Annotated in this window: 18 protein-coding genes; 6 read left to right on the top strand and 12 right to left on the bottom strand. The window is 62.1% G+C overall.

What is annotated here, in order from left to right; all coding sequences use genetic code 11:
• Position 1 precedes the first annotated feature (1 nt).
• From LPT13_RS07010 to LPT13_RS06995, 4 genes are all read left to right on the top strand, one after another.
• Positions 2 to 1,006, top strand: coding sequence for a VirB6/TrbL-like conjugal transfer protein, CD1112 family (locus LPT13_RS07010; protein ID WP_430622574.1), 1,005 nt, complete (start codon positions 2 to 4; stop codon positions 1,004 to 1,006).
• Positions 1,007 to 1,120: 114 nt separating this feature from the next.
• Positions 1,121 to 1,585 carry a DNA gyrase gene (locus LPT13_RS07005; RefSeq protein WP_242164975.1) on the top strand — a complete coding sequence of 155 codons (465 nt, stop codon included), beginning with the start codon at positions 1,121 to 1,123 and terminating at the stop codon, positions 1,583 to 1,585.
• A 10-nt stretch (positions 1,586 to 1,595) separates the two neighbouring features.
• Positions 1,596 to 5,360: a VaFE repeat-containing surface-anchored protein gene (locus LPT13_RS07000; RefSeq protein ID WP_242164973.1), complete on the top strand. Its 3,765-nt coding sequence runs from the start codon at positions 1,596 to 1,598 to the stop codon at positions 5,358 to 5,360.
• Positions 5,361 to 5,463: 103 nt separating this feature from the next.
• Positions 5,464 to 6,156 carry a class B sortase gene (locus LPT13_RS06995; protein WP_242164971.1) on the top strand — a complete coding sequence of 231 codons (693 nt, stop codon included), beginning with the start codon at positions 5,464 to 5,466 and terminating at the stop codon, positions 6,154 to 6,156.
• Here LPT13_RS06995 and LPT13_RS06990 read toward each other — a convergent pair.
• From LPT13_RS06990 to LPT13_RS06980, 3 genes are all read right to left on the bottom strand, one after another.
• The gene (locus LPT13_RS06990) at positions 6,122 to 7,609 is read right to left on the bottom strand and encodes a hypothetical protein (RefSeq protein ID WP_242164969.1); all 1,488 of its coding nucleotides are present in this window, start codon (positions 7,607 to 7,609) and stop codon (positions 6,122 to 6,124) included. The two genes, LPT13_RS06995 and LPT13_RS06990, sit on opposite strands and share 35 nt — an antisense overlap.
• Complete coding sequence (locus tag LPT13_RS06985) at positions 7,606 to 8,280, bottom strand: hypothetical protein (RefSeq protein ID WP_242164967.1); 675 nt, start codon at positions 8,278 to 8,280, stop codon at positions 7,606 to 7,608. The genes LPT13_RS06990 and LPT13_RS06985 overlap by 4 nt, the downstream gene beginning before the upstream one ends.
• Before the next feature lie 83 nt (positions 8,281 to 8,363).
• Positions 8,364 to 8,933, bottom strand: a complete 570-nt coding sequence (locus LPT13_RS06980) for a hypothetical protein (protein ID WP_242164965.1) — start codon at positions 8,931 to 8,933, stop codon at positions 8,364 to 8,366.
• 294 nt (positions 8,934 to 9,227) lie between these two features.
• Between LPT13_RS06980 and LPT13_RS06975 the strand changes: the two genes are divergently transcribed.
• Positions 9,228 to 9,668 carry a hypothetical protein gene (locus LPT13_RS06975; RefSeq protein WP_242164964.1) on the top strand — a complete coding sequence of 147 codons (441 nt, stop codon included), beginning with the start codon at positions 9,228 to 9,230 and terminating at the stop codon, positions 9,666 to 9,668.
• 83 nt (positions 9,669 to 9,751) lie between these two features.
• Here the strand turns inward: LPT13_RS06975 and LPT13_RS06970 are convergent, their stop codons facing one another.
• From LPT13_RS06970 to LPT13_RS06930, 9 genes are all read right to left on the bottom strand, one after another.
• Complete coding sequence (locus tag LPT13_RS06970; protein WP_242164961.1) at positions 9,752 to 9,961, bottom strand: hypothetical protein; 210 nt, start codon at positions 9,959 to 9,961, stop codon at positions 9,752 to 9,754.
• A 74-nt stretch (positions 9,962 to 10,035) separates the two neighbouring features.
• Positions 10,036 to 10,731: a hypothetical protein gene (locus tag LPT13_RS06965; RefSeq protein WP_242164959.1), complete on the bottom strand. Its 696-nt coding sequence runs from the start codon at positions 10,729 to 10,731 to the stop codon at positions 10,036 to 10,038.
• A 55-nt stretch (positions 10,732 to 10,786) separates the two neighbouring features.
• A complete protein-coding gene (locus LPT13_RS06960; protein ID WP_242164958.1) occupies positions 10,787 to 11,353 on the bottom strand; it encodes a hypothetical protein in 567 nt (188 codons plus the stop codon).
• Positions 11,350 to 12,582 (bottom strand): relaxase/mobilization nuclease domain-containing protein, encoded by a 1,233-nt coding sequence (locus LPT13_RS06955; RefSeq protein ID WP_242164956.1) that lies wholly within the window; start codon positions 12,580 to 12,582, stop codon positions 11,350 to 11,352. The genes LPT13_RS06960 and LPT13_RS06955 overlap by 4 nt, the downstream gene beginning before the upstream one ends.
• Positions 12,583 to 12,584: 2 nt before the next feature.
• Positions 12,585 to 13,004, bottom strand: coding sequence for a plasmid mobilization protein (locus LPT13_RS06950; protein ID WP_242164954.1), 420 nt, complete (start codon positions 13,002 to 13,004; stop codon positions 12,585 to 12,587).
• Between the two features lie 277 nt (positions 13,005 to 13,281).
• Positions 13,282 to 14,187 carry a ParB/RepB/Spo0J family partition protein gene (locus LPT13_RS06945; RefSeq protein ID WP_242164951.1) on the bottom strand — a complete coding sequence of 302 codons (906 nt, stop codon included), beginning with the start codon at positions 14,185 to 14,187 and terminating at the stop codon, positions 13,282 to 13,284.
• Positions 14,174 to 14,941 carry a ParA family protein gene (locus LPT13_RS06940; RefSeq protein ID WP_242164949.1) on the bottom strand — a complete coding sequence of 256 codons (768 nt, stop codon included), beginning with the start codon at positions 14,939 to 14,941 and terminating at the stop codon, positions 14,174 to 14,176. Before LPT13_RS06940 ends, LPT13_RS06945 begins: the two co-directional genes overlap by 14 nt.
• A 133-nt stretch (positions 14,942 to 15,074) precedes the next feature.
• Positions 15,075 to 15,446 (bottom strand): hypothetical protein, encoded by a 372-nt coding sequence (locus tag LPT13_RS06935; protein ID WP_242164948.1) that lies wholly within the window; start codon positions 15,444 to 15,446, stop codon positions 15,075 to 15,077.
• A 99-nt stretch (positions 15,447 to 15,545) separates the two neighbouring features.
• Complete coding sequence (locus LPT13_RS06930) at positions 15,546 to 15,929, bottom strand: YraN family protein (protein WP_242164946.1); 384 nt, start codon at positions 15,927 to 15,929, stop codon at positions 15,546 to 15,548.
• Between the two features lie 442 nt (positions 15,930 to 16,371).
• Between LPT13_RS06930 and LPT13_RS06925 the strand changes: the two genes are divergently transcribed.
• A complete protein-coding gene (locus tag LPT13_RS06925; RefSeq protein ID WP_242164943.1) occupies positions 16,372 to 17,355 on the top strand; it encodes a helix-turn-helix transcriptional regulator in 984 nt (327 codons plus the stop codon).
• Positions 17,356 to 17,370: the final 15 nt, after the last annotated feature.

Here is a 17,370-nt window from a genome sequence, read left to right as displayed (position 1 = left end):
CATGCAGAGGATCAAGATGCTGGCCCACAACAGGGCATTCATGTACGCGTTCGCGATCACGCTCGCCGTTCTCGCTGCGCTGCTCGTTCCCGCCCAGTCCGCCTGGGCGTCCATCGCAGACGACATCAACTCGTGGCTCTGCGGCGTGCTCCGCGACTGGTGCAACTGGATCTTCGGCGCGCAGACCGACGTAATGAGGTCCCTCGGTGCCGAGGGCGTGCTCTCCGCGCCCTTCGCGACCATGCTCACGACCGCAGGCGACGTGTCCATGTACGACATCGCGCGCGGAGTCTGGCAGGTCGCCATCGTGCCCATCGGCTGCGGCGTGCTCGGGCTCGTCTTCACCTTGAAGCTCATCGAGATATCGCAGCGCATGGACGGCAACCAGGCAATGCCGGGCGTGAAGGAGGTCGTGTTCCTGCTCGTGTTCTTCGCCGTGTTCCTCTTCCTCATCCAGCACAGCTTCGACCTCATGGCCGCGATCTACGAGGTGGTAGGGCTCGCCATCGACCGCGTCGAGGCGCTCTTCGGCACGGGAGGCGCTCTCGACATGGCGACGGTGTCCGTCGTGACAACAGACGACGACCTCTCGGCGCTCCTCGCGCTGCTGGTCGTGGCGGTCATCAGCTGGCTGGTGGTGCTGATCGCCTACATCGTCGCGCTCGTCGTCTGCTGGGCGCGCGCCATCCAGCTCTACATCATGGCTGCCTTCTCCCCGATACCGCTCGCGTTCCTCGGCTTCGACCAGACGCGCCAGATCGGCATCGGCTACCTCAAGAGCTTCGGGGCGGTCTGCATAGCGGGCCTCATCATCCTCGTGCTCCTCATCAGCTTCCCCGCGATCCTCGGCGGCATCGTAGCCGTGAACCCCGGTACCGGCACGCCCATCGACGCCATCGCGAACGGCCTCACCTACGCGCTGCAGTACCTCGCCATGTGCATCCTTCTCGTGCTCTCGCTCGTGAAGAGCGGAAGCTGGGCGCGCGACATCGTGAGCGGGTTCTAGCGACATGCCCGACCGAAAGGAGGTGGTGCCTATGGGCTAGGCGCATCAGCAGTACCACGGGCCATTCCACTAAAGGCCCGAAGAGACCAATCAAGACGCAAAGGAGCTTCACAAATGGAAGACAAGAAGCACGTGTACCTGACAATGCACGAGAAGTTCGTGCGGGAGGACATCTCCTACATCGACCAGAGGACCGGCGAGGAGAAGACCTTCAACTCGGTGACCCTGCCGAAGAACACCGTCATCGACGGAGTGGATGTCGGCTACTACCAGTTCAGCCCCTTGTTCGTGAACCCCTCCCGATTCAAGGGAGAGCACTTCCGCGACATCCCCCTCCTCGCGGAGCGGGAGGTGTGGCTCACCCGCACCCAGCTCGACGAGAACGGAGACCCCGTCAAGGACGAGGGCGGGAAGGGCGTGAAGGACACCGTCAAGGTCATGCCCGCCGCCCTCAAGGAGGCCGTCGACAAGGGCCGCAAGGAGTTCCTCGCCTCCCTCGACGAGAAGGCCAAGGAGGCGCGAGAGGCCTCGCAGAACCAGGACCGCGAGGCTCGGCACGCCGAGCCCGCCGTCCGCTAAGGAGGCCGCCATGGAATCCAGCATCGACAAGGCCCTCGCCTCCAAAGCCGTGCGCCTCGCGCTCGCCGTCCTGCTCGCCGTGACGTCGCTGCTCTCGGTGGGGACCGCCCTGCCTGCGGGCATCGCCTACGGCGCCGAGTCGGCAAATCTCACCACAGGCGGAAAGATCCCCTACGGGGGCTACTCCACCACATGGATGTACGCAGACGGCGAGATGGCCTACTGCGCCGACCCGCAATCGGCCACGCCGAGCCCCGGGACGTACGCGAAGAGCGCCCTCTCCGCGCCCTCGGGGCGGACGGCCGAAACGGTCGCCGACCTCTGGTTCGCTTACGGCAGCCCCGGCTTCGACAAGAGCCTCTGGCCGAGCACCTGGTACGACGGCACCGAGATGACGGCGTCCCGCTACGCAGCGTGCGCACACATCCTCGTGTCGGACACCTACACATCCGACGGGTCCTACGCGCTGTTCGGCTGCAACCCCGAGTTCAAGAGCTGGGCGCGAAGCAACATCCTCGGCTTCGACGCCTCCGGCAACCTCTCAAACCCAAGTGCCACCGGCCGCCTGATCGCGGCACGACAGGGCGAGGTGCCGAGCAGCTTCCAGGCATTCCAGCTCTACACCGGGGAGGGAACGCAGATCATCCTCTCGTTCAAGTACGTACCCTACGGACACATCGACCTGAAGAAGGTCTCGGCAAACCCCGAGATGTGCGAGGGCAACCCGATCTACTCGCTGAAGGGCGCGGTGTACACCGTCTACCGCAACTCCGGCCTGACGGAGGCCGTGGGAACCATCACGACCGACGACGAGGGGTACGGGAAGCTTGAGGACCTGGAACCGGGCAAGTACTACGTCAAGGAGACGAAGCCGGCGCCCGGGCACGCCATCGACCCCGAGACCTATCCCGTGACCGTCGTCTCCGACGAGACGACCCGCGTGAACGGCAGGGAGGTCTCCGACATCGCGCAATCCGACCCGGTCGGCATGCTTCTGGGCAAGATCGACGCGGACACCGGAGAGCCTGCGCCGCAGGGCGACGCGACGCTCGCAGGAGGCCTGTTCACCGTCCGCTACTACGCCGGGGACTTCACCACGGCCGAGGCTGCGGAGGCGTCGGGCGCGCCCGCTCGCACCTGGGTCTTCGAGACCGACGCCGACGGCTTCGCCTACCTGGCCGACGACTACAAGCACTCGGGAGACCCCCTCTTCTACCAGACCAACGGCGACGCCTCCATCCCGCTCGGGACGATCCTGATCCAGGAGACGCGCGCGCCGCAAGGCTACAACCTCGACGACGGCCACGGCGGGGATCCCAAGGTGTTCTGCATCCGCATCACGCCCGACGGCGCCGTCGGCGAGAGCGTCTACACGTACAACTCGCCCCAGGTGCCGGATACCGTGAAGCGCGGGGACTTCCGCCTCGTGAAGGAGGTGGCCGTCACCGTGTACGACGAGCCCGCCGGGGACATGCCCCAGGAGACCAAGCGCGTGCTCGTGCCGGGAGTGAAGTTCGAGCTCTACAACGACAGCGAGAACCCCGTGCTCTCCCCTGAGTCGGGCAAGCCCGTGGCGCCCGGTGACCGCGTGTGCACCATCACCGTCGACGAGAACGGGCTCGCGACCACCAAGGACGACAACGCCGAGGTGAACGGCTGGAGCAAGCCGAGCGCCTGGACGGGGGCGCTCGCCTACGGCACCTACCGGGTGCACGAGGTGATCCCGGCGGACGTGGCGTCCGCCTTCAAGGCAGAGTGGGGCAAGGAGCTCCTTCCCGTGGACGACTGGAAGACCACCATCACCGAGGAGGGACAGTACGACCCGCCCCAGCTCGTCAACGACCGCATCCCGCAGACGCCGCTGAAGATCGAGAAGGTCGACGCAGAGACCGGCAAGCGCATCCCGCTGCCCTGCAGCTTCCAGCTGCTCGACTCGGAGGGCAACCTTGTCACCTACACCGCCCATTACCCAGAGACCCAGGTGCTCGACACCTGGATCGCCAACGAGCGCGGCGAGCTCACGCTGCCGATGCTGCTGGAGGAGGGCGACTACACGCTCGTCGAGGTCGAGGCCCCTTGCGGCTACGTGAAGGAGCTTGAGGGCAAGGCCTTCACAGTGGGAGCAGAGTACAACAGCTGGGACGACCCGCTCGTGGTAGAGTTCCCCAACACGGCGCAGAAGGCGACGATCACCGTCGCCAAGGCCGACGGCTGGACGGGCGAACCCGTGGAGGGCTCCGTCTACATCGTGAAGGCGGCCGAGGCCATCGTCACGCCCGACGGCACCGTGCGTGCCACCGAGGGTGAGATCGTGGCCACGCTCACCACAGGCGAGGACGGTCGCGCCACGAGCCCCGAGCTGTACCTGGGCACCTACACCGTCTACGAGGCGAAGGCAACCGACGGCTACGCGCTCGACGTGGCCGAGAAGACGGTGGCCCTCGACTACGCGGGCCAGGAGGTCGCGGTCTACGACCACGAGGAAGCCGTCACCGACCTTCCCACCGACCCCGAGCTTTTGAAGGTCGACGCGCTCGACCACGATACGGTGCTCGCAGGCGCTAAGTTCCACGTCTGGAACGACGAGGGCACCTTCGACGAGGAGCTGGTGACCGACGAGGAGGGCAAGATCTCGCTCGCCCACGCCAAGCACGGGAACTACCACGTGCAGGAGGTCGAGGCACCCGAGGGCTACGCCATCACCGACGTCGACGAGGAGGGAAACCCGACCGTCGTCGACTTCAAGGTGAACGACCAGGGCATGATCGAATGGGACGACACCGGATCGATGGCGCAGGCCTACACCTTCGAGCTTGAGAACATGCCGAAGACCATGAAGACCACGGCCGCCGACCCCGAGACGGGAGCCCATGAGACCCAGGCGCGGGATGACCTCACCATCGTCGACACGATCGAATACACCGGGCTCGTCCCCGGAAACGAATACACCGCGACTGGACTCCTCATGGACAAGGCGACAGGCGAGCCCGCAACGGACGACGAGGGCAACGGGATCACGGCGTCTTCCACCTTCGTAGCCGAGGATTCTTGCGGCACGGTGGACGTTACCTTCACATTCAAGAGCGCGAGCCTCGCAGGCAAGTCGCTCGTCGCGTTCGAGACCATGGAGTTCAAGGGCATCGAGTACATGGTCCACGCAGACATCGACGATGTGGACCAGACCGTCGCCGTGGTGGACATCGCCACGCAGGCGCGCGACGGCATAACGAACACGAGCGAGGGCACTTGCACCGAGAACGGCGTCCTCATCGACACCGTGGCCTACACGGGTCTCACTCCAGGCAAGGAGTATCGCATCTTCACCACCCTCATGGAGAAGGCGTCGGGAGCCGCGCTGACAGGGGACGACGGTTTGCCGAGGGTCGGCATGACCACGTTCACCCCCGAGACGCCCAACGGCACCATCGACATCACCGTCAGCCTCGACACGCGCGAGCTAGCAGGCAAATCGATCGTCTTCTTCGAGAAGCTGACCGATGAGAGCGAAGCCATCATCGCTGTCCACGAGGACATAGACGACGAGGGACAGACCGTGACCTTCCCCGAGGAGGTGCCCGAGCCCGAATCGCCCGGCAAGGGCTACCCCAAGACAGGCGGCTTCGCTGAAGTCGACCCTGTGGCCGCAAGCCTCCTCGTCATCGCCATCTGCGGCTGCGCCGGAGCGGGATATGCCTATATTCGCCGCTCCCGCAACACGGCAAAGGCCATAGACGCGCTCGAAAAGGAGGCCATCGAGAGCGCGGACGAATCTTAGCTCGCAGCTAAGGAACATCGCTGTCGGCGAACCTTAGCTGGCAGCTAATCCCCAAAGGAGCGGGCCTTCCGATCGGCCCGCTCCTGTTGCATAGGAGAAGGATATGAAGAAGCTGGAGAAGTTAACGGGCGTGCTCAGCGTAATCCTCCTGAGCGTCGCCTTCGCGGCGCTTGTTACCTACGTCACGGCACCGGAGGACGAGCGCGCCGAACTAGCTGAGATGATCGCGAGTTCCGAGGATGCGGACCAGGTGCGCCAGATCGACTGGGAGTCCCTTCCGCCCGAGGTCGTCGCTTGGGTCGAGGTTCCAGGGACGTCAATCGACGAACCCGTCGTTCAGGCAAGCCCCGACGAGCCCAACGAATACCTGTATCGGGATGCGCTAGGGCAGGGCGCTTACGGCACGCCCTACATAGACAGCGAGTGCTCGCTGGACTCGTCTTTCGTCATGGTCTACGGCCACCACATGTCGGACGGCTCTGCCTTCGCCGACTTCGCAAGCTTCATCGACGAGGCTTATGCGCAAGAGCACGATGAGATAATCATCTACCAACGCGGCGGCGAGACCCTTCATCTTGCGCCCATCGCCATTGATGTTGTGAATGCCAGCCGCGAATCGCTGAGGATCGATCAAGGCGTAGCCCCCGCAGAGCGCATCGCTGAGTCAGATTTGATTTTGTGCGACCCGGGCGAAGCAGAGCAGCTCTTCGCATTCACGACCTGCTCATATCAGACCTGGAACTCAAGAACGACGGTCTATGCTATAGAACATAGCCGACTTTCCCAACAGCGATGACCCCACGGCGAGGAAGCGTTATGGCGGGCTTCGGCCCTTCGGACATCTCAATCTCTGCATAGCTTGGGGCGAAGCCATCCAGGGCGGGTTGCTCGAACGCGAACCGGTCATACTCGAAGACGTCCAGCCCTATCTCGCTCAAGACCGGGTCTGGAAGCTCGTAGTCTTGGTCTACAAGCCCAAAGAACGTGGCACCGTGCTCCACGGAGAACGATATGAACGCTTGCTTTCCGGCTTGGTACGTGAGGCCACCAACAGCCGAGCCAACAAAGCTCCCAAGCATGTAACCAAGTGCGGGAATGGGGCATGCTGCCTGCCCCAACATTCCCGATGCAAGGGCGCAGGAAGCGATGAATGTATCGTTCAAAATGGCATCGGCGTAAGATCGTTGATCCATATCGCCATGAGCCATCCTGATGCCGTTCTTCAAAGCGTTGAATGCGATCACGGTGGCGCTTGCGATCACTGCAGAGGGAAGCCCTACAAGGGACTCGCCGAGCTTTCCCGATTGAGCCATGTCGGTCAGAGCAGCGGTAAGTGCACCCGTCACGAATGCTGAACCACCTGCAGCCACCGTGTCTGCGCCGTCTTCCTGCAAGCGACCGAGGTCGATAGACCCTTCTTGTGCAAGCTCTTGGATAGACTCAATGATGCTAGGGGCCGCCTGCAACAATGCCGCGATCGCGGCTGCAGAGAGGCCCGCCTTGAGGGACGCCTTGGCGATGTGCTTCGCCTCCATCAGCTGATCGGCTGAAATGCCGTGATTTGCAAGATCGAGCGAGCCCTCTTTCGACTCCCTCGCGAGCTGCTTCGATTCCTCGCGTGAGAGCCCTTTGGAGGAGATCCCGTCCCTATCGGAGACGGTGCTGGTGAGCTTTTCCTTCGTTTCGGAGTAGCGCCTTACTTCATCTGGCCGCACAACGGATTCCTTGACGATCTTCTGGTCGAGGAACACGTCTGCTTCGTCCAGTTGACCATCGGGGATGAGCCTCCCCATTCCATCGTAGATGGGATCCGACCCCGTTGCTCCATCGGATGCAAGAGTCTTAATCGCCCCGGAGCTTGTATGGGGATTGCGAGATGCCTCTTCTAGGGAAACGGCTTGCGCCCTGGCGCTTTTTGCGCCATCTGCGTAGTACTTGATCTGAAATGCCTCGCCGGTATCCAATACGACATCGGGAGAAGCGAAGGTGTTGATGCGTGGCACGTACGCACGATTGGACGAGTCGTTGAGTATCGCGTCGATGTTGAAGGTGTCGGCATGGTAGAACTCGGCGATGTCGCCGCTCAGCGTCTCAACGGTTTTGTTCGTGCCAAGTTCTGCGATCTCGCGATAGAGTTTTTCTATCTCACGGTCTATTGCTTCTATGCGCGCTGACTCGGTCAGTGCGGCAAGCTGTGCGCCAGCAGTTCTTACATAGAACTCATAGCCGTCTTTGAACCCGTCGCTCATCTCTCGCCCAAGAACTCCGGAAGAGCATCCATGTAAACGATGAGCGAGAGAAGGGAGTATTGCTGATCCTTCGCCTGGCCCGCTTGAAGCAGATCACCTCCGAAGTTCAGAGCCTGGCCAGCTGCGTCTACAACGGTCTTCCCGTGCATTGCCACTGCGGAAGCTACGCCAAGAACCGGAGAAAGAAAGCCTAGCGGCACAGGCAGGAAATCAATCGGCTTGACCTCTTCTGCCGTCTTGCCAACATTCGAAGCTTCCTTGGGGCTGAAATGCAGATCCAGCTCCTTCTCGAAGCTCTTGCCATACTTCGCGCACAGCTCTTTGAAGTGCTCGTAATTGTCCTTGTTAAGCGAGTTGTCGGCTACTCGCATGAAAGCCTGCGTGCCGAGCCATCCATAGCTCATGCCTAATTCGTCGAATCTCACGTCCATGTTGCAACGCGCTTCCTTGGCGGCATTGGTGTCCCCGATGAACAGGATGTGGTTCGAGGAGTTCAACTTCTTCATGTTGTCGAGGTAGTGCTTCTCGTCCCAGACGACGGCATCGACGCTGCCGTCCCTCGTTCCCACGATTTCGTCGCCCTCGTCGTCGAAGGCGCTTATCAGCTGCTGGATGTAAGTTGCGTACTTCCTGTCGGAATCGCCGCAAACGATTATCAGAGACTTCCTCATAGATCCTCCTAAAACTTGGATACTATTTTAAGGCCTCGATTTGCTTAAACCGCCCGAGTTGGAAGCTAACCGGGCTTCAAGCATCAATTCCACACCTGCTCGTAGCGCCTCCACGCCTTGACAGGCTTGCCGCCATCTTCCTTGTAGGGAGAATAGAAAACGAGCAGGTCATCATACAGCCGCGCGTACCACCAGTTGCGGAACCTGCCGTTCTCGTGACTGAACACCTCTCTGAACATGATTTCCGGGGTCAGGAGGTCGTGGCCGTCCGGCATGTCTTCGAAGAAGGCGTACTCGGGGCATTCGTCTCTTTCGTTCCTCCAAGTGAAGTGACGGTCTACCTCGTTGAACAAAAGGTTGTTGTAGCAGATTCCCTCCACATGCTCGGCTTCGAGGTCGGAGGGTGTGAGAGTGTCAACATCGATGCGCTTCATGTACCTCGTCACGGATGCTCCGTCCTCGAAGAACAGCATCCTGTCGCATATGTCGCATTTCCAGATCTCGGTGGCCAGGTCGCTGTACTGGATGTCGAAGAAGGCCTTAGATTCCCAGTTTTCCTTCAGCATCGCGTCCGCCATGAAATAGTATTCGACCTCGTCGCCGTCGGAGGTGTTCGAGATACACCCGCCGCAAGGGCAGCCTATTCTCGCCATTCGCAGCTCCTCTTTGTCGGATAAGGAATCATGCTGCCATGTTAGCCTTCTACCACGTGCGGGGGTGTCCCATGAATGCGCAAGATCGGGAAGCTTCAGCGGATATAATCGTTTCGATCGAATCTCTAGGGAAAGGCTAGCATGAACAACAACCATGGATGCTGTTGGTGGGTCTTCGTGATCGCTCTGGGCATCGCCTTCGGGCTTGCCCTGTTCGCATTCTGCGGATAGCGCATGCAGCCTTCTGATATGGGGCAGGAGGATTCTCGCCGCAACGGCCTAAGGAAGTTTGTCGTGGCCACCTGCTCTCAGCTCCAGCACAACGCCAAGCTGTCGGGACGATACCTTGCTCTGGACTCTTCCGCTCTCGCTATCTGCTTTGTCCTTTTCGAGGCGAACGAGTTCCTAATAAAGCCATGGTATTCATCCCCAGATGGCGATCTGGTGGGCTACTTGCTCCAATGCCATGCGAACGACTTCCTGGGCGGAACCGCCTTCCTCGCTTATACCAATCTCTTGATAGACCTCGTCAAGCCGGACGTCAGGTTCAAGCGCTTGCCTACGATACTCGTTTTCATTTTTCTGTGCGGCCTCTTCTGGGAGCTCGTTGCCCCTGCTTTCCTGACTGACAGCGTCGGCGATCCCTTTGATCTCATTGCCTACATGCTAGGAGGATGTCTCTATTGGGCCCTCAACATGGCTGCCGGAAGGAACCGAAGCGCTGAGCGGAGATAGCGGGGCTACGAATACGGGCGGGGACGCATGGTGCGTCCCCGCCCGCAATGGAGGCCATGTACGGCTTGCAGCATAGACCTAGGCTAGAAGACGATGATCTCCTCCTTCCAGCTCTCGGGGAACGCTTTCATGACCTTCATTATCTCTTCCCTCATAACATCTGCGAGCATATGGCTCATGTGGTAATCGCTCGATGACTCATCGACGTATCCGAGAGACTGCTCCACTCCGGCGAAAACCCTCAGCGCCGACCCTATCGTATCCTGCAGCTTCAATGCCTCTGCATCTGTCATAGTTCTTTCCCTTTCTCTTCGAGGCGTCTGGCCATTGTCCGGCTATGGCCTGAAATTGCTGCAGCTTATATGCATCATTCCCAATGGCCACCGACGACGCGGGTCTCCCAGTGGCCCTCTGCGGGGTGGCTCACCGTGTTGTAGCCGGTGACCTCTCGACGCACCTCGCTGTGGTGCCCCGAGCCTTCTCCTGCGATCATATGGGCCTTGCCGTGCGCCGACGTGTTGCCCGTGATGTCCTGTCCGCAGATGTTGCAGATGGACACCTCCTTCGTGCCGTAGACGGGCACCTGCTCAGACCATGCGGCCTTGTCCTCAACCCAGACCTGCTCGGTGTCCTCAACCCACTTCTTCTGCTGTGCGGGCGCTTGGGCGGAACCCGCAGAGTAGGCGCTTCCCGTGTTCTGTGAGGAGCCACCGGGGTCGCCGGTGCCGCCTGATGCCTGTGCTCGATCTGCGATTCCTGGCTCCGGCGAAGGCCTCGAAGGCGCGTCCCCGCTATCGGGTTCTGCGTCCTCGGCATCTTGAGGACTCGACTCAGACGCCTCATTGTCCTCGTCTCCCTGCTCCGGGAACTCGATCCCTCGCGCCTCGTCGATGATGCCTGCAGCCGCGTCCCCGACGGCTTTCACGGCGCCGGCCTCACTTGAGAACGTGGCTGCCGAGCAAGCCGCCAAGCCTGCGACCAGGACGGCAAGCAGGAGCGTTGCGACAATAGCGGCAACCCTGCACGTGCTTACACCTTTGAGCTTATCGAGGATCTTGTTCATATCAACCACTCCCTACATGAATCGGAATACTGCCTTGATCAAGAAACGCACGAAGCTACCAACCAGCCTCATCGAGATCACCCCATTCCTCGTCCATCTCGTCTTCTGCGACCTCCTCGGCCCCGAGCGACATCACCTTCGTTGCAACCTGCCTCGGGATCCCTGGAACGCACGGCTCCATCTCACCAGTCGTCTTCTGCAGATAGAGGTAGAGCTCGCGGATGCGCTCGTGAAGCCCCTTGGACGATGAGCCGATGCACTCGTATGCCTTCTCGTCGAAGCTCTGGAGGTCCACGAGCTCCCCGAGCACCCGTTTGACGATCGCCTCTCCGTCCACCACGACGAGCTCCACGTGGTTGAGCTCCTCGGACGATGCGAGCAGGAAGCGCCACCCTTTGGTGCGCCGCGCAACCGGCACTTCTCCTTCGGTGGCCTCCTTCTTGAACGCCTCGTCTGCGAGGTAGCTGTGCGCTGTCAGCCAAAGGCCGTCGAATGCCATGTCGTCGAACCTCACCTCAAAATTGGTGAGCATGTTCTGCTTGCCGAGGGGCATCGCCTGGGTGAACGTGGACGTGTCGAACACGTCGAGCCGCTTGTCGTCGTATGTGATCTTGACTATCATCGCTCGCCCCTCTCTCGGTAGCGCATGCGCTCCGCCTCCTGTGCCCTCTGCCTTTTGGCCTCTCCCTGACCGCCCCGCCTGCGGGTAGCCATCGGGGCCGGTTCGTTGCTTCCCTCGCGCCAGTTCATGAGCCGGTTATCGGCCACGTACGCCCTCGCCTCTGCCAGCCGCCTGAAGCCCTCGGAGTCCTCATGACCGCGCCTCGCGAGCGTCGCGATCCTCCTGTCGAAGTCCTCCATGTAGCGAACGTCGAACTTGGCGCACGTCTCAAGCACGGCCGAGAGTCGGCTCAGGTCCTGAAGGTCGTTCAGCTCGAACGCCTCGGCCGCACGATGCTTGATCTCTCGTCCCGACCTTGCTTCCGGACGATACGAGGACTGGCGCTCGAAGCGGCTGCGGAGCATCTGCTTGCCGAACGTGTAGCCGAGCCTCTCGCCGGACACCCTCCGCGTGGGCTGGTCGGCAAACGCGAATATCCAGTCGTCCCGCCTGGCGCTGGCGGAGTTGTCGGACACCTCTAAGCCGAGGCGGTCGAGGGCCTCCAGAAACTCCGCCTCGGTTCGGGAGGTGTTCTTCGCGAGCGCCACCCGCGCGCGTATGTCTCCCACCCAGGAGTAGCTGCCCTCGCGCATGAGCTCACGCTCGGCGCGCCCGAAGTAGACTCCCTGGCGGCTTCGCGGCCTGCCCTCGTCACGGCTCCTCTCCCCGCGACCCGGCATCACGTTGGAGAGCCCCGTGAACCCCCGCTCCCGTGCCATGTCCTGCAAGTCCCGGTTCAGATCCTCGGGATGGTCGGTGTGGAGCCGGTATCCCGTCTTGAGGTCGACGTTGTTGACCACGACATGGGCGTGCGGGATGTTCCCCTCGTTGTCGTTGTGGTAGACGATGGCCACCTCATGCGACCCGAAGTGCTTGGCCGCCCATGTCTGCGATAGCTCGCGGAGCTGGGCCATGCCTATAGCGTCTTCGGGATCAGGCGAGATCACGAAGTGCTTGAACGTTCTCGCCCGCATGCCCTTCCAGGGGGCGTCGGTGCCGTAGGCCCTGCGAGTTGAATCCATCTCGGCGTCCCACTCGACACGGAGGGGCGCGCCGCCCCGGTCCTCCGTGATCCACTCCTCTACGGGCAGGTTCAGGAAGTCCCGGCCGAGCGCGCGACCGTCCTTCTCCAGGTAGTTGCGGATGCCCCCGGTGCCGCCATGCCCGGATATGACCTTCAGGATCGGCATGGTCACTCCTGTACGAGCTGCTTGCTCTGCAGCTCTGCGATCTCGTAGACGATGCGCTGGGCGTTGTCGTTGACGTCGATGAGCGCGCACTCGATGCTCTCGGCCTTCCCGTCGAGGATGTCGGAGGTCGCCTTGCCGTGCGCCACGTAGTAGTTGATGGAGTTCATGGCGTGGACGGCCTGGTTGTAGTGGTAGCCCCAGCGGGTGAGCTCCTTGGAGATCCTCGCGAGCGACTTGCGGTCGAGGACGAGGCACGGCACGTCCTCCGCATGCTCGCCCTCGGTGACCACGGGGATGCGGATCAGGTAACGCAGGTACTTCGATTTCGAGAGCTCCGCCTCGCGGCAGCGCTCCACGAGCTTCTGGTAGTCGTCCTCGGCGAGGCGGAAGCTCAGGGTGTGGGTCTTGTTGGTATCGGTCATGATGTTTCTCCTAACCATCGGAAGTCTCTAGGTCTTCAGGGGCGCGGGGGATCCCCCGCCGGGCGATGAGCCTCGAAGCGACGCTTCGCGAGCATCGAGGCAGCCCGCCTGGTTCATCCCCCGGAGTCGCCGGAGCCGAGCCCCTCAATTGCTCGGCGACAAAGCTGATCGAACGCCTCCGGGGGCAAGTGCCATGGCGATGGAATGGAAATGTAATACGCCATGGGCTACTTGCTGGATTTCGCGTCTGAGCGCCGATAATCCCCGAGGTGGGGACTTATCCCACCAACTTGGCGATTCGGGCGCTCAGACGCTTGATCTCGGCGACGGCCTTCCGGTCGGCGCTGCTCGCCTCGCCGAGGTGCGAGGAGGCGTACGACCTGAGGTCGTCGAGGATCCGCACGAGCCTCCTGTCCGCCTCCTCCTCGACGCCGAGCTCCTCCTTGAGGTAGTCGGTGGTCTCCTTCTTGTTGAGCCCGGCAGGGCGTCCCGCGAACAGACGCGCCTGCTTCTCCTTCGGGAGGTCCTTCAGCATGTCGACGCTCGACGCCGAGAGCCTCCCTTCGTCGGCCTCCTGCGCCCAGTGGCGCGAGAGGCTCTCGTTGATGACCTTCGCGAGCTTCTCCTCGCGCCTGATGGTCTTGGGCGACACGGTGCGGCCGGTCTGCTCGTAGACCATCGAGGCCTTGATGTCGGCCGTGCGCATGCCCTTGAGATCCGGGTTCTCCGCACGCAGGCGCTCCGCCTCAAGCCCGAGCGCCTCCGTCGCCCGGGCGCGCTCGGTGACGGTGAGGGCCCGGACGAAGTAGTTCGCGGTGTGGAGGAGCGTCACCGCCTGGGAGTCGGTGAGCCCCTCCACGACGCGGCACGGGATCCTCGCGAAGGAGTCGTCCCCGGAGGCGAGGAGGCGGTACGCTTCGAGCCGGCGGTGCCCCGAGATCATCTGCCAGCGCCCGTCGTCGAGCTTGCGCACGAGGGGGATGTCGGTGAGGCCGTCCTTCTCTATCGAGCGGGCGAGGTTGGCAATGGACCTCTCGTCCATGGAGTAGGCGATGTTGGCGGGGTGCCCCTCGATGGCGCCGACGTCGATCTCCACGATGGGGAACCTCTCCCGGGTGAGGGAGGACTCGTCGAGAAGGCCCGAGATGGAGAAGCCGGATGCGACGTCACTAGGCGAGCTCATGGAAAACCTCCTCCGCGAGCGCGGCGTAATCCCTCGCCGGGCGGCTGCCGGGCTCGAAGGACGCGACCGGCTTCCATTGCCAGCTGCCCTCGCAGACCTTGGAGGATGCGTGGATGACAGTGTCGAACATGACGTCCGGGAAGTACCTGTCGAGAACCTCGGCTCCCGTGCGCTCCGCGTTCGTCATGCGCCCCGGGACGCAGGTGCGAAGGATTCGGAACTTGGGGCGCGGGAGGCGGAGCGCCTCCGTGATCGCCCTCGTCGCCTCCACAGTGAGAGCCGTACCCCGCATGACAGTTGAGTCGAGCTTCACCGGGATAACGATGATGCCATCCTCTGCTGCCGCCAGGTATGCGTTGAACGCGAGGCGCTTCAGCACGGGAGAGCAGTCGATGATCGCGATGTCGAAGTCCTCCGCCGCGTCGTCGAGGGCGAACTTCAGCCTCTGCTCGCGAAGCAGGAGCTCGTTCTGGTCGACGAGCTCGATCACCGAGGGGATGACCGACAGGCCCGCGTCCCCGCACGGGTAGGCGATGTCGGCCACGGACGCCCCCTCGTACAGGAGCTCGACCGACGTGCGGCCCTCAGACCTCGCCTTGTCGTAGAGCCCGTAGTAGTCGGTGGCGGATGCCTGCGGGTCGAGGTCGATGAGCAGGACCCGCTTGCCCCGGGAGGCGTAGATCGCGGCGAGGTTCACCGCCGTGGTGGTCTTTCCCACGCCTCCCTTGTAGTTGGATATGGCGATAGTGCGCATGAAGGCTCCTTCCTGCTTGCGTCTTGACCGGGGGCGCCCCCGGAGGTGGAATGGGGCGCCCGCGATTTGTATTACACTGCCAGTATAGCACAGAACAGCACAATATTGTGCTGTTCTGTGAGATTCAGCCGATCTACCACCATGCGTGGTAGAAGAGCTCGTCCCGCTCGTCGACCTCCTCAAGTATGTGCCGCACCATCTCCACCGTCTCGTCGAGGCTGTCGAAGTAGTCGGCGTCGAAGGCCTGGGCGCCGAAGAAGAAGCCGTCCTCGCGGGGCATGACCCTCGCGGCGCATCCGGGATCGTCGAGGACCTTGCGGCAGTCGCTCATGAGGCAGACCAGGTCGCCTCGGCACACCGGGTAGAGCTCGCAGTTCTCGATGTATCCGTCGGAGGTGTTGCGCTCGAACCACCCGTGCACGTGGTTGGCTTTCCTCCAGTAGGCGAGAAGCTCGCATCCGTCGGTTCCGGGGCGGTTCTTGGTGAGGTACATGTCAAGTCCCATGGTGGTGTCCTTTCTCTTGGCCGGTCGTCCCGCGTCCCCGCCCGGGCGCCTGCCCGAGCGGGGGCCGGGTTTCCTCCGGAGGAGGATGTCAGGAGGTCGTTACTCCTCCTCGGAGTCGATGTCGCAGCCTGGCGCCATTGCGTTGATGTGGTGGCGGATGATCGCGCGGTCGGGGCTGACGAGGATGAGGGCGATCGTGTCGAATCGGAATATGCACTCCTCGCATTGCTCCGGGCTCTGGGAGAACCAGTCGATTGCGAATCGTTCGAGCTCCTCGCGGCTCGCGGTGCTCTCGGGGAAGCCCTTGTCGCTTGCCTCGCGGCTCTTGACGGAGACGAAGACGACTGCGCCGCCATCCTCGGCGACGATGTCCACGAGCCCTCCGTCGCCCTCGGTCTCCCAGGTGCGCTCGATGATCTCGAAGCCCCTGCGGATGAGGAACATCTCTGCTGCCTCAAGTGCCTTGCTGGTGAAGTTCTTCATTTCGGTGACCTCCTGTTGCTTTCGGCTCGCCCCTTTGGCTTGCCTTGTGAGATCGCGGGCGCGCGGGTTCGCGTCCTGCGCAAGGGGTCAAAGCGAAGCGGCACGTGGGAAGAACGTCCCCGCCGTGGTAGTTTTCGGATTTGTTCTCGCGCATACGGCGGTGCATTCCCCGCGAGAAGAAATCGGAAAAGTATCGCGGCCCTTGCGAAGGCCAAGCGGTTCCGTGCGAACGTGCGTCGAATAAGGAAAGGCCAAGGGCGGGCCCGCTCGGAGGATCGGCGAATAAGAGTTCGTGCGGGCATGAAGGCAAGCGGGCGACCACCGCATGGAGGGAGAGTTTGTGCGCCCATGGGACACCCAGGGACCTTGGGGCGGATTATCGCCTAGAATGGACAATGGCGCTTTCGTAATACGTCAAGGCGCGAGGAATTGAGGGAATCCCATGTCGAACAACCCGAAGGCGAAGCTCAAGACGCTTTACGTGATGCGCATCCTCCAGGACGAGACGGATGCCGAGCACGGCCTGTCGCTTCGCCAGATTATCGAGAGGCTCGCCGACTACGGCATCCAGGCGGAGCGCAAGGGGCTCTACCGCGACATCGAGGCGCTCAGGGAGTTCGGCATCGACATACAGACCTACCAGAGGAACCCCGTGCAGTACGCCATCGCCACGCGGGACTTCACGCTGTCGGAGCTTATGCTATTGGTGGACGCCGTGGAGTCGTGCAAGTTCCTCACCAAGAGGCAGTCCCGGTCGTTGACGACGAACCTGAAGCTTCTCGCGAGCGACCACGAGCGCGCGCTGCTTGACCGCCGCATCCACGTCCCCGGGAGGATTACCTCCAAGCGCGACAGCGTGTTTCAGGACATCGACACGCTCCATGACGCCATGAGGCTCCAGAAGAAGGTCGAGTTCAAGTACTACAAATACGCGCTCGATGGCACGCGCTACGCAACCCATGACGGCAAGAAGCACGTTGTGACGCCGGTCGGCATCGCCTTCTCGGACGGCTACTACTACCTCACCGCCTGGAACGACGACCACGGGAACATGACCGAGTTCCGTATCGACCGCATGGAAAGCGTCAGGGTGTCCGATGAACGGGCAACCAAGAATGACGAGATAACGCATCATACCTTCGAGGGCGATGGGCACGAGCTGTTCGGTCGCTTCGGGGGAGACCCCGTCACGGCAACACTGCTCGTCAACGCCGACAAGGTCGAGATCATCATGGACCGCTTCGGCGATTCAGCCGAGATGTACCGGCACGACGGCGGCACCGCCAAGGCGATAGTCAAGGTGCACAAGTCCGAGCAGTTCTTCGGCTGGCTCGCAGGCCTCGGCGGAACGGTGAGGCTGCATGCACCGAAGAGCCTGAAGAAGGAGTACAGGGAGTATCTACTTAAGATGGCGGACGCTCTCTAGATATAGATTGGTTAG

Source organism: Adlercreutzia faecimuris, assembly GCF_022669055.1.
Taxonomy (GTDB): domain Bacteria; phylum Actinomycetota; class Coriobacteriia; order Coriobacteriales; family Eggerthellaceae; genus Enterorhabdus; species Enterorhabdus faecimuris.
The sequence above is the reverse complement of the archived record's forward strand: the minus strand, read 5'-3'. Positions and strand labels throughout refer to the sequence as shown.